The organism is Lentzea flaviverrucosa, from assembly GCF_003350445.1.
Lineage (GTDB): Bacteria > Actinomycetota > Actinomycetes > Mycobacteriales > Pseudonocardiaceae > Lentzea > Lentzea californiensis.
Genome location: NZ_QQAU01000001.1, coordinates 762,929 through 776,473, shown reverse-complemented (window position 1 = coordinate 776,473; position 13,545 = coordinate 762,929). Strand labels below are relative to the sequence as shown.

General features: G+C 71.0%; 1 protein-coding gene (running past one end of the window). It reads right to left on the bottom strand.

Annotation, left to right across the window (positions count from 1 at the left end):
• Nucleotides 1-13,545 carry the start of a hypothetical protein gene (locus DFR72_RS03535; protein WP_090064060.1) on the bottom strand. It extends 16,605 nt beyond the left edge of the window, so the window shows 13,545 of its 30,150 coding nt (coding positions 1-13,545); its start codon is at nucleotides 13,543-13,545; its stop codon lies beyond the left edge, outside the window.

The following is a 13,545-nucleotide window of genomic DNA, read 5'->3' as shown; positions in this document are numbered from 1 at the left end:
GCCCGCCTTGGCCCGCAACGTGACCTGGTAGGAGTCCTTGCCGAACGTGCCGGGCTGGTGCACCAGCAGCGGCACACCGCCGTCGAGCGCGCTGTCGATCATCGCCTTGACGCTGGCCGGCGAGTTGAGGTCGACGATGCGCTGCAGGTTGCTCATCGAGTCCTTGAGGACCGAGTCCGGGATCAGCGCGTCGCTGCCGAACTTCTTGGTCTTCGAGGACAGTTCAGTGGTGAGGTCGTTGACCACACCGGAGAGGTTCGGCACCGACTCCACGTTGGACAGACCGAGAGCACCGGGCTCGTTGTCCGCCACGGTCGACGGCGGCGCCATCTTCGGGAAGTCCGGCTTCGGCACACTGGACTCGACCTTGGGCAGCGCGCCCAGTTCGCGCGCGACGTCCTCGGACACCCGCACGAACACCGACTTCGGCATGTCCACCGTGACGCCCTCGGCGTTCGGCGTGCCGCCGTGCAGGAAGTTCCCGGCGCGGCTCTCACCGACGATGGTGAACTCGGCGTCGATCTGGACCAGCACGGTCCGCGCCTCGCCGGGCGTGGTGCGGCCGCGGTCGACGGTGCCGCCGATCTCGTTCGACGTGGTCTTGCTGTCCGACCACGGCGTGATCTTGCCGGTGACCGCGGCGCCGCCGGACCCGCTCGGGTTCGTCGGGGTGCCGGCGGGCGGCGGGGTGACGTTCGGGCGCACCGGCACGTTGATGCCGGCGGTGAGGTCGACCGACCTGCTGGTCGTGGACGACTCACCGGCCTTGTAGCCGCCGCTGACCGAGTTGTCCGAGCCGGTGGTGTCCGAAATGGACACCAGCTTCGCCTCGCCCAGCTTCACCGACATGCCGATGGCGCCGGACCGGTCGGTGACGCGCCGGTCGTACTTGAGGCCCTGCTCCTGCACACCGGTCTCGATGAGCCGCTGCAGGTTCGCCTTGATGTTCTCCGGGGAGAACATCTTGTCGATCTGGGCACGCGACGCGGTGCCCGGCACGGTGAGCGCCGAGTCGCCGTTCGCGGCGCGGTTGAGCGCGTCGATCGCCTGGTCCCGCAACGCGGTCGTGTTCGCGACCGCCTCCACGTTGAGGAACTCCGGCGACTTCGGCCGGGCGTCCTTCGGGTTCAGCAGGTCCTTGACGGTCGGGGAGTTCTCGAGCTGCGTGGGCTTGGGGTCACCGGGCTTGAAGCCGTCCCCGGGGTCGTTGTCCAGGGTGGCGCCGTCCGACACCCACAGGTTGACCTTGCCGTCGATCTTGTCGAGGCCCGCGCCGGTCTTGGCGACCGTCGTCACCTCGGGCGAGTGGAAGCCGGGCGCGCCGGGCACGAGGGTGCGCACCCACGTGCGGGGCCGGGTGAAGGTCGTGATCTCGACCTCGAACTCCACGTCGTTCGAGAAGACCTGGGAGTCCGGGCTGCCGGAGTTGGACGACGTGCTGGACACCGCCGGGCCGGCCGAGGTCTTGTCGGTCCACGAGTGGCTGTAGGACACGCCGGCCTGCGGCGTCGGGGTGAGCGAGGCGACGCCGGTCTTGACCGGGATGTTGGCCCTGCCCTGCAGCCCGCCGGTCCAGCCCTTGGTGGTGCTGGTGTTGGCGTCGAGCTTCGGTCCGGTCGTCGTCGAGTCGCTGACCGGACGCGCGTCGGCCTGGCCGAGGTGCTTCGGGTTGCTGACCTTGGCCTTGACCGTGACGTTCACGTAGGTGTTCGTCGTCTTGCCGGAGTTCTTCAGCTGCACCGAGACGCCCGGGCCGAGCAGGCTGTCCATGTTCGCCTTGAGCGCGGCGGGGGACAGCGTCGCGGTGATCTTGCGCTGGTTCGCGAGCTGCTCGGCGACGTCCGCGAAGCCCTGACCCTTGCTGCTGCGCGGGTTCGCGTCCGGGTTGTTCCAGTTCGGCAGGAACTTCTCGAAGCCGGGCAGCTCCCGCAGCTTGCCCTCGACCTGGCCCTGCACCTTGGTCGCGGGCGCGAACTCGCCGACCTTGGCGTTGCCGGCGGCGAGCGTGTCGGCGACGAACGGCGGCAGGAACTTCTTGTCCGCGGTGGCCGGGTCGGTCGTGGTGTTCCTGGTGCCCTCGGGCGTGGGCAGACCCACCGCACCGGCCTCGTTGAGGCCCATGCGCATGTGGGTGGTGACCTCCATCTTCACGCTGTCACCGGACGGCGTGCGGACCTCGACCTCGGCCGTGACCTCGTACAGGCCGGTCTCGGACTTCACGCCGATACCGGACTTGTGGCTGCTGCTCGACCCGGCGCTCACACCCTCAGCGGTGCGCGTCGAGTAGGTCGCGGTGGCACCGACCGTGCCGCCGACCTGGCCGGGCACACCGATGTTGCCGCCGAACCCGGCGGTGACGTCGAACCCGGTCTTCGTGGTCGCGGACACACTGCTGCCCCAGGCGGAGGTGTCCTTGAGGTCCAGCGCGGCCTCGGCCGCCGTGCCGACCAGCTTCGCGTCCTTGAGCGTCGCGGTCATCTGCACCGCGCCGCCCTTGCTGGCGTGCGGGCTGATCAGGTCGGGCGACGTGACGAAGCCGCCGAGCATCGCGGGCAGGTTGTTGCGGATCGAGGTGGGCGCCAGGAAGTTCTGCAGCGCCTCGCGGCCGGGCGAGCCGATCTTCGTGATCGACGGGTGCAGCTTCGCCGCGACGTCGGTGAACGCCTTGCCGGAGTCCTTGACCACCACCGCTTCCGGCACCGCGTTCTCGACCTTGGCGCCCCACTCGGCGTCGGCCGGGGTGACGGAGTTCGAGGACTTACCGGAGTCGACGATCTTGGTCAGGTCCGTCGGGACCTGGAGCGTGACCCCGCCGTCGACCGTGGTGGACGGCCTGGGGTTGCCGTGCGCGTCGGTCAGCGTGATCTCGTAGGAGACCGGGACGGCGACCTTCTTGGAGCCGTCGTCCGAGCCCTTGATCGCGCGCTGCTCGGTGATCGAGTTGCTGGTCGACTGCGAGACCGCGGGCGTCGCGAGCGCCGCCTTGCCGCCCAGCGAGCCGTACGGGCCCATCGGGACACCGGCCGTCGCCGAGGCGCCGACGTCGTTGGACGTGGAGACGCTGTTCGTGGTGCCGGTGGACGCGGCGGCCTGGAAGTTCTTGTCCACCTTGGTGTCGGCCGCGTCGGTCACGGTCGTGGTGGCGTCCGCGTGCATCTCGGCGCGGACGTTCGCCTCGAACCAGGTGCCGCCGATCTTCACCTGGAAGTTGCGGCCACCGTCGAGGAACGTCTCGAAGTCGTTCTGCAGCGCGTTCTTGATGCGCGCCTGGTCGTCCGGCTTGAGGCCCTGGACCTCGTTCACGACCGCGTCGGCGCCGCGCACCTCGGTCGGCGTGATCGAGCCCAGCGCCTTGTTGTCCTGGAAGAAGCTCGGCAGGTTCGTGCCCGGGACCTGGCCGACCGGCTGTGGCGCCGTGGTGGTCATCGGGATGGCCGGGTTCGGCGTCGGCTTCGGCGGCGCGGGACGGGTCTCGGCCTCGGGGGCCGAACGCGTGTCCGTGCCGGTGTTCTGGTTCGTGCCGGTGGTGGTGTCGGCGTTGGTGTTCGCAGGCGGGGCCGGCTGCGGTGCCGGGCGGGTCTGGCGCGTGCCGGTGTCCACCGGACGGTCGGCGACCGGCGCGGGCCTGCTCTTCGACGAGCCGGGCTGGGCCGGCGGCACGTGCGGGCTGTACTTCGTCTTGCCGTTCGGCTGGGGCTCCGCCTTGAGGTGGATCGGCTGGCCCGGCTTCGCGGCCCTGGGCGCCTTGGGTTCGGGCTTGGCCAAGGTCGCGGGCTTCGGCCGTTCGACGAACGGGTCGTGCTGCGTGAACGTGCCGTCGGGGTGGTGGAACACGACAGGACGCTTGAGCTCCGTCGCGAGCACGCGTGCGGCGAGCTCCTCGGCCTTGGCGGCGACCTTGTTGTCGTCCACCTTGGCCGCGTCGGTCGCGGCCTTCTCGTTCGCCTGCTCCTCCGCGGTGGGCTTCGTGCCCTCCGTGCCCCTGTTGTCGACCTTCACCTCGCCGCTGTTCGGCCGGTACTTCGGGTCGATGTCGACGGCCGGCGTCGGGCCGGGCTCGGCGAACGCGTTGACCAGGTGGCCGTTCTGGATGCCGTGCTGCTGCCGGAACTCCGCGATCTGGGCGGTGATGTCCGGTGACGCCGTGGCGGCCTTCTCCGCCGTCCTGCCGCGGAGGTCCTGCGGCGGCGGTGCGGCCTTGCCGGTCGCCTTGCTCTTGCCGGGCGCCGGCTTCGGGCTCATCGCGTCGTGGACGGCCTGGAACATGCCGTCCGGGCGAGGGTTGCCCGCGATCGGCAGGACCTGGTGCTGCAACGCGCCGAACGTGCGCTGCACGTTCGCGTTGTTCTCCGACATGGCGGCGTCGAGCGCCGTGGCCATCTTGTGGTGCTTGGTGTCCGGGTCGACGTCCTCGGTCGGCGTCGTGTTGTCCGCGGTCTCGTCGACGTCGCTCGCGTCGTCGTCGATGTCGGCGTCCTCGTCGACGTCCGCGTCGTTGTCGGCGTCGGCGTCCTGCATCTCGACGTCGGTGCCGGCGCTGCCCGGAACGGGAGAGGTGCTCTGGGGGTCGATGCCGTGGTAGCCGATGCCACCGGGCAGAGGCGCGGAGACCGCCTTGTTGAGGGTGTTCTTCTCCTGCCAGCCGAGCTTCGTCGCGTCCTCGACGGTCGGGCTCCACTCGGTGCCGATCGTCTTGGTCCCGCCGGTCTCGGGGTCGAACTGCGTGCCGTGGATCTGGGCGGCCTCGCGCTGTGCGTTGGGCTTGCCGCTGAACTCCTTGCGGATCGACGCGAGGCTCGCGTCCGCCTTGGCCGCCTTCGACGCCTTCGGGGTGTCGCCGCCGAAGAGCCGGTTCGGGACGCCCTTCATGTCCACGTGCGACTGCGGCCAGGACTTGCCGTCGGTCTTCGCGAACCCGAGTGCGAGACGGGACAGGTCGGTCGCGACCGCGCCGTCGACGAAGTCGTTCTTGAACGTCTCGCCGCGGTACGGGTTGCGGTTCGTCTGGCTGTCGACGTTGATGGCGCTGTCGACCACGTCCTGCGCGGCCGCGTCCTTGACTCCCGGGTCCGCCGCCGCCGCGTTCTCGTTGGCGTTGATCTCGTCGGTGAGCTGCTTGAACTGCGCCATCTCGTGCTGCGTCGGCGGGCGGTTCTCGGCCTTGACGTCGGCGACGAGCTTGGACCGGGCGTCCTTGAGGTCCTGGTTGAACTCCGGCTTGGCCAGCCCGTTGTTGTGGATGTCGCCGAGTTCCTTGCCGGCGAAGTCGTTCATCGACTTGCCGAGGCCGTTGTACTCGGCCTCGCCCTTGCTGAACTTCACGTTCGGGTCGACCAGCGGGACGGCCGCGTCGATGAACAGGTTCGGCTCAGGGCCGTAGGGCAGCATCGGGTTGGCGTTGCCCTGCCGCACGCGAGCATCCATGTCGTTCTTCATGGCCTGCTCGAAGCGCTGCGCGAAGTCCGGCTGCTTGATCTGGAACTCGGCCTTGGCGAGGTCCTTCTCGAGCTTGGTCTTCTTCTTGCCCTTGAGCTCGGGCAGGTCGTTCTCGCGCTGTTTCTTGATGCGCGCCTCGACGTCCTTGACCAGCGCCTGCGGGTCGCCCACGCGGTAGCCGCCGGTGTACATCAGCGGACGCACCGGGCCCGCGTCGGTGTTCATCGAGTTGGCGACGTGGTTGAAGATGTCGGTCTTGCCGTCCGCGACACGCCGTGAACCGGTGTCGAAGTCCTGAATGGACAGGTACGGGTGGGTGTCCTTGCCCGCCATGGCGCCGACCGCGAACTTGTTGGCGTCACTGCTCATGGTCTGGTTGCGCATGTCGCCGAACGGGAACTTGCCCGTGGCGGGCACCTCCAGCGGCACCAGCGCGATCGGCTCCGGCCGGCCGGCGATCTTCGAGTTGGCCTCGTTGATGGCCGCGTTCATCGCATCGATGTCAGCGGCTTTGCCGTTGACGCCGATGACGAAGACCATGTTGTCCTTGTGCTTGCCCGCGTCCTGGGTGATCGCGTCGATGACGCTGTTGATGTCGGCGTCGGGGTTGTTCGGGTCGGGGTTGTTCAGCGAGCCGTGGCCGACGATCATGTTGACCACGAACGACGGCGGCTTGTTGTTCTCGACGCTGTCCTTGAGCTTGCCGAGGTAGGTGTCCCTGGTGGGGACGTCGATCTTGCCTTCGCCCAGGTTCTTGAACGCGTCGTTGTACCTGGTGTTCGGGTCGATCTGGTCGAGCCGCATGTTGCCCATCTGCTCGGCGAGCGCGTCGACCTGGGAGTCGGTGGTGTCGTCGACCTCCATCGCCGTGTCGCCGTCCACAGTGGACGGACCTGCTTCCGCCTGGCCCTCGGTGTGCGGCTTCTTGGTCGTCCGTTCGTCGGTCGCGGGGACGTTCACGCCGCCCTCGTCCTCACGGGGGCGCTTCGTCGGTGCGGGCCGCGAGTCGGTGTCGGACTTCGGATCGGCCTTGGTGTCGGCGTCCGGGGCGGCCTTGGTGTCGGCGTTCGTGTCCGTGCCGGTGTTCGTGTCCGTGCTCGGGGCGGGCGGCGGCGTCGTGGCGGGGCTGGGCGTGTCCAGCCTGGTGTCGTGCACCACGGTCTGGTTGTGGGAGGTGTTCTCGATCAGCCACAGGTGCCGCGGCCGCAGACCGGGGTCCTTGCTCTTGTCGAGGACGTCGGCGCCCATCATGCCGCCGTCGTTCTGGTGCACACCGGAGTTGGTGTCGTGCTGCTGGAAGACGCGCGACGTGTCCTTGTACTCGTCCGGGATGCCGAGGTAGTGCAGCGTCTCGTGGGCGAGGACCTCGGGGGACGCGTTCGGGTTGAAGTTGTCCTGGTCGGTGTTCGTCTTGCTGTCGCCCACCGTGACCTGGGCGTGCGCGTCGGCCTTGTTGTCGGTGAACTCGACGTTGACGTGGAACTGGTCGCCGCTGGGCATGCGGTGGCCCTGGTTCAGCAGCGAGTCGACGCCCTGGGTGACCTTGGTCTTGAGGTCCTCGACGACCTTCGCGTCCGTGTTCGCACCCGGATCGAGGTGCATCCTGACCGTGTACTCCTGCACGAAGTTGCCAGGGGAGGTCTCGATGCGGCGCAGGTCGTACTTGACGATGCCCTTGTAGGAGTCGACGTTCGACGGGGTGCTGTTCGTCTTGACGTCGGCGACCTCGGTGTCGACCTTGCCGACGTGCGCGTCGGCCCTGCGGTCGGCCCACGTGCTCGGGTCGACCGGGTCCTTCGGTGCGAACCAGTCCGCGGTCTTCGCCGGGTCGTGCCGCCACGACTCGTCGGCGAGGACGTCCTTGCCCTGGTGGTTCGGCGCGTCCAGCTTGGGCGGCGCGCCACCGCTCTTGATCTTCGGCGGCGCGTCGGTCTTCGGGGCCGGCGCGGGAGGTGCCGGGGGAGCGGGCGGCGGGGTGTTCGCGGGCGGGGCGCCGCGGCTGCCCTGGGGGTCCTGGCTGGTGCCCGGAGTGCCGGTGCCCGGAGCGTTGGTGCCGGTGTTCGTGTCCGCCTGGACGTCCGTGGAGTCGTCGACGCCGGGCTCGGTGAGCATGCCCCACTCGGCCAGCTCGCTCTTGATCTCCTGGATCTTGGCGTCGCTGATCGGGCCGAGGACGGTCTCCAGCGTGTGCTTGGTCTCCGGGTTCGAGACGACGTCGACGAACGTGTCCGTGCCGACGGCCTGGCCCTTCGGGACGAGCCCGGCGTTGCCGAGGACGTCGAGCATCCAGGTGCCCTGGGACATCGGGTCCGCGGCCGGCGCGGGCTTCGACTCGACCTCGGTGGACAGCTGCGGGCCGTCCGGGTTGATCATCGCCTGGAAGGCGGCGTCCTGCGCGAAGTTGGTCGCCCGGTTGTAGCCCTTCTCGTGGTCGAAGATCTCCGACGCGAGGGCGTCTGGGTCGTTGTCGAACTTGGGCGTGTTGTCGATCGTGCCCCAGAGGTTGTGCGCCCAGCTCTCGAAGTTCTGCTTGCCGTTCTTCGGGTCGTTGAACGCCTCGATCTGGGTGCCCTCGATGATCGGGCGGTTGAACTGCTGGCGGAACGCCTCCGCGACGTTCGCCGCGCCGTGCTGCTCGATCATCGCGGAGATCTCCGCGGTCCTCGTGTCGAGCACGACCGACGAGCGCAGCAGGTCGAGGCCTGCCTCGTTGTAGACGAACTTGCCGGGGTTGTTCTCGAGCGCGGCCTCGACGTCCATGGCCTTCGGGCTCGCGTTCTCCATCGCGTCCGTGGTCAGGTCGTCGAGCTGCGACTTGATCTCGGCGACGACCTCCGGGTCGACTCCGGTGTCCGCGTCGGCGTCCGTCGCGGCGTCGGAGTCCTTGTCGCCGTTGCCGCTGTCCTTGTCCCCGTCGTCCTTCGAGTCGTTGCCGGCGTCGTTGTCCGCGGGCGGAGGCGGCGGCGGTGCGTCCTCACCGCGCCCGCGTCCGCCGCCCTGGTCGCCGGTGTCCTTGCCCGAACCGTCCCTGCTCGAACCGCCCTTGTCGTTGCCGTCGGTGTCGCCGGGCGACGAGGGTGCGGGCCGAGTGCCGTCCCTGCTGCCGCCGTCCCTGGGGTCGTTGCCCTTGGAGCCGCTGTCCTTCGAGTCGTCCTTGCCGCTGCCCGAGTCGGGGGGACCGTCGTCGTTGCCCTTGTCGTTTCCACTGCCGTTGGCGGTGGTGTCCGGCTTCGGCTGGGGGTTGTTCTCCGCGACGGCGTCCTTCAGCACGTCCCAGGCCGGCGTGACGCCGGGTTCGACGTCGTGGTCCCTGCGCGGGCGGTCCTGCGGGAACGTGTCCGGGTTCTGGTCGAGGATCTTGTACGACCCGTGCTCGGCGAAGTCGTCGAAGGCCTCGTTGCGGAACGCGTCGCCCAGCGGGTGCCTGAAGGAGATCTCGTGGGTCTCGATGCTGTCCCGGAAGTCCTGGCGGGCGTCCGCGCGGCCGGTGCCGTCGATGTACTGCTCGTAGAGGCCCTGGATCCTCGACCCCGGCTGCGCGGCGGCGTTGATCGTCTTGTTGATGTCGTTGCGGTTGGTCGCCTCGTGGATCGCGAACGCCTGCACGTGGGCGTCCGACCCGTTGTTGGCCATGTGCTGCTGCAGCTCGCTCTGCGCCGACACCAGCGACAGACCGCCCTGCGTGTAGTCGATCAGCAGCACGTCCTTGCCGGGAGGCAGGTCGCCCAGGAACTCGTCGAAGTGCTGGTCGAGCATGTCCTGCTGCTGGTCGGTCAGCGGCTCGGTCTTGGGCTTGCCGTCGGGTCCGTTGTACGCCGGGGCGAGGATCGAGTTCGGGTCGGAGGGCAGCGGCCGGAAGTTCGACAGCGGGATGGACACCGCGTCGTGACCCTGGTTCTGCAGCGCGGCGACCACGGCGGCCGGGCTGCGGCCCAGGCCGACGTAGTTGAACTGCTCCGGCGGGTACTTGTTCGTGATGTCGGTGGCGAGGTCGTTCACCGCGTTCAGCACGTTCTGCTGCGCCTGGATGTTCTGCTCGGCCGCGACGCCCTGCATCTCGGCGCGGAAGTCCGCGGCGTTGTCGACGCCGTAGACCTCGGGCTTGCGGTTGCCGCCGCCCAGACCGGCGTCGTAGAGCAGTGGGTGGATCGCCGCCTCGACACTGGTGCGCGGCGGCACGGTGACCCCGTTGTCCGCCAGCCACTGCTTGACCATGTGCGGCGTCAGGCCGACGGTGGTGTTCTCGTCGACCCTGATGCCGACGAACTCCGACGGCGGGTTCGGCCCGTGCTTGAGGTCGCCGTTCGCGTCAGGCCAGTAGCCCGAGTCGTTCTTCGGGTCCTGCGCCCGGTAGCTGTCCACCCGCTGCTCGACCGTCTGGAACTCGACGGCGTCGTCGTACATCGACTCGGTGTCGCTGTCCGTGTCGCTGTCCGTGTCGCTGCCAGGGTTGTTGCCTGGGTTGTTGCCGGGCCGCGGGCCCTGGCTGTTCGGCGCGGGCGTGACGACCGGCGCCACGACGAGGTCGGGAGTGGCGTTGGGGTTCGCCGTGGTGTTCGGGTTCGGCGCCGCGCCGGTGGGAGGCGCGGGAGCCGGCCGCGTCTGGGCGGGAGGCGGCGTGGCCGTGTCCGGGGTGGGCTTCGGCTGGACCGGGGGAGCGCTGGTCTCGGGCTTCGGCGTGTTCGCCGCGGGGACGGCGGTGTCCGGCTTCGGCGCCGGCGTGTTCGCCGGCGGAACGTTCGTCGCCGGGGCGGGCGACGGCGTGTTGGTGGGCGGCACGTTGGTCGCCGGGGTGGGCGACGGCGTGTTCGCCGGCGGGACGCTCGTCTCGGGCCTGGGGGCGGGGTTCGGGTTCGGGTTCGGGTTCGGCGAGGTGTTCGCCGGGGGAACGTTGGCCTCGGGCCTCGGCGACGGCGCGGGGGTGTTCGGGTTCGGCGTGTTGGCCGGGGGGACGTTCGCCTCCGGGCGCGGCGACGGCACAGCCGTGGGCGGCGTCGCGGCGTTCGGCGGCGGGGTGTTGGCCGGCGGGGTGTTGACCGGTGGAGTGTTCGTCGTCGGGTTTGCCGAGGGCGTGTTGACGTTCGGCGTGGGCGAGGGCGTGTTGACCGGAGGCGTGTTGACCGGCGGTGCGCTGACCGGCGGTGCCGGGCGCGTCTGTGCGGGCGGTGCGTCGGCGCGCGGCGGCTGTGTGGACGGCGTCGTCTCGGGACGGGGAGCCGGGGTGTTCGCCGGTGGGACGTTGGTCGCCGGGTTCGGTGCGGGTGTGTTGGACGGCGGCGTGTTCGTCGTCGGGTTGGCCGAAGGCGTGTTGGTGTTCGGCGTGGGCGACGGCGTGTTCACCGGCGGGGTGTTCACCGGCGGTGCCGGGCGCGTCTGTGCCGGGGGTGCGTCGGTGCGCGGCGGCTGAGCCGACGGGGTCGTGTCCGTGCGCGGCGACGGTGCGTTGGTGGTCGGGTTGGCCGGGGGCGTGTTGGTGTTCGGCGTGGGCGACGGCGTGTTCACCGGCGGGGTGCTCACCGGCGGTGCCGGGCGCGTCTGCGCCGGGGGTGCGTCGGTGCGCGGCGGCTGCGCGGACGGTGTGGTGTCCGTGCGCGGCGACGGTGCGTTGGTGGTCGGGTTGGCCGGGGGCGTGTTGGTGTTCGGCGTGGGGGACGGGGTGTTGGCCGGGGGTGCCGGGCGCGTCTGTGCCGGGGGTGCGTCGGCGCGGGGCGGCTGGGCCGGCGGCGGCACGTTCGCCGCGGGAGGCGGCGTCGACACCGGTGGCGTGCTCGGGCGGGACTGGGCCGGCGGCGCGGTGTTCGGGGTGGCCGCCGGGGGAGTGGTGGCTGCCGGGGGCGGGGACAGCGGCGTCGGCTTCGGCGCCGGAGGCGGCGTCGAGGGCGTCGTGGCCGGCGGGGCCTTGGTGATGGTGCTGTCCGGGGTCGGGGGCTTGGGTGCGTCGAACACGCCCTTCGTACCGCCGCCTGCGGGCGTGAACTTGCTGCCGCCGCGTTCGCCGCCGGTCGCACCAGGGGTCGCCCCCGGTGCCATCGGCGGGGCCATGCCGGGTGCGGCCGAGGCGGGCGGCGTCATGCCGGGAGCCACGGCACCGCCGCGCGGGCCCGCGCTCTGCGGCGGGGTCGAGGTGACGGCGCTCTGCGAGCCGGGCGTCGTCGGAGCCGGGGTGGCGGGAACACCGGGGACGCTGGGAACCCCACCCGGCTTCGGCGCACCGCCAGGAGCGGCGCCACCGGGAGGCGTGCCACCGGGAGGCGTGCCGCCGGGAGTGGCGCCGCCAGGGGTGGCGCCGCCAGGGGTGGCGGGCGTCGTGCCACCGGCCGGCGGCACGACGGGCGTGGGCTTCGGCGCGGGCGGGGGCGTCGAGGGCGTCGTGGCCGGCGGGGCCTTGGTGATGGTGCTGTCCGGGGTCGGGGGCTTGGGCGCGTCGAACACGCCCTTCGCACCGCCGCCAGGAGGACTGAACTTGCTGCCGCCGCGGTCGCCGCCGGTCGCACCGGGGGTCGCGCCGGGCGCCATCGGCGGGGCCATGCCGGGCGCCATGCCCGGAGGCGTCGCACCGCCGCGCGAAGGCGACGTCACGGCGTTCTGCGGGCCGGGGGCGGACGTGGAGGGCTTGGTGCCCGCCGCGCCACCGGAGGTGCCGGGATCCTTGTAACCGGGCGCCGAGGGCGTGAAGGGCGCAGGGCCCTTGCCGCCACCGGAGTTCGTGCCGCCGCCGGGAGTCGTGCCACCGCCGGGGGTCGTGCCCTTGCCACCGGGAGGCGTCGCGCCGCCGGGCGTGCCCGGGGTCGCGCCGCCCTTGCCGCCGGCGTTGCCGGGGCCGGTGTAGCCGGGTGCGGTGGGCGTGAAGGGGGCAGGGCTCTTGACGCCGGGAGTCGCGCCGCCGCCCTTGCCGCCGGCGTTGCCGGGACCGGTGTAACCGGGCGCGGTCGGGGTGAAGGCAGCCGGGCTCTTGACGCCGGGAGTGGCGCCGCCGCCCTTGCCGCCGGCGTTGCCGGGACCGGTGTAGCCGGGTGCGGTCGGGGTGAAGGGCGCGGGACCCTTGGGGCTGCCGGGCGTGGCACCGCCACCGCCCCTGGTGGTGGGAGGCGCCCCGACCGCGGGTCCGCCGGACGTGTTCACGCCCGAGGTCGCGTTGCCGCCGCCATTCTTGATGTTCGGGGCCGCGCCGACAGCGCCACCACCGGGGCCCTTGACGCCGGGAGTCGCGCCGCCGCCCTTGCCACCGGCGTTGCCGGGGCCGGTGTAGCCGGGTGCGGTGGGGGTGAAGGGCGCGGGGCCCTTGGCACCGCCGGCAGTCGTGTTGCCACCGCCCTGAACGGTGGGCACTGGTCCGACGGCGCCGCCGCCGGGTCCCTTCCCACCGCCGGTCGAGTTGACGCCGCCGCCCTTGGTGTTGGTGACGTTGCTGGCCTGGCCGCCGCCGGGTCCGGCCTTGCCGGTCGAGTTGACGCCGCCGCCCTGGGTGTTGCTGACGTTGCTGGCTTGACCGCCGCCGGGTCCGGCCTTGCCGGTCGAGTTGACGCCGCCGCCCTGGGTGTTGCTGACGTTGCTGGCCTGGCCGCCGCCGGGTCCGGCCTTGCCGGTCGAGTTGACGCCGCCGCCCTGGGTGTTGCTGACGTTGCTGGCCTGGCCGCCGCCGGGTCCGGCCTTGCCGGTCGAGTTGACGCCGCCGCCCTGCGTGTTCTTCACGCCGGTCGTCGGGTCGATCGACTTCATGTTGTTCTGGTTGGTCGTGTCGACCTGCGTGGACGTCTGGTGCGTGGCCTTGAGGTTGGCCTGGACGTCAGTGAACGCCTTGGCACCGCGGTCCGCCTGCGAGACGGCGTTGTCGTTCGAGTTGTTGAGCGCCGGCACCGCGAACATGCCGATGGGGCCGAGTGCGTTGCCGCTGAAGTTCAGGCCACGCAGGCCGGACGAGATGCTCGACAGCCGGGACCCCAGGTCACCCGCCTTGTTCTGCAACCCCTGCATCGAGGAGTCGTTCATGGAGAAACCGGTGTTGCCGGTGGGGCCGCCTCCGCCCGTTCCGCTCGTGGGCGGCGCCGAGGGGGGAGGGTTCGCTCCCGGGTTCGACGACGGGTTCGGGTTGACGTTCCCCTTGGCCAT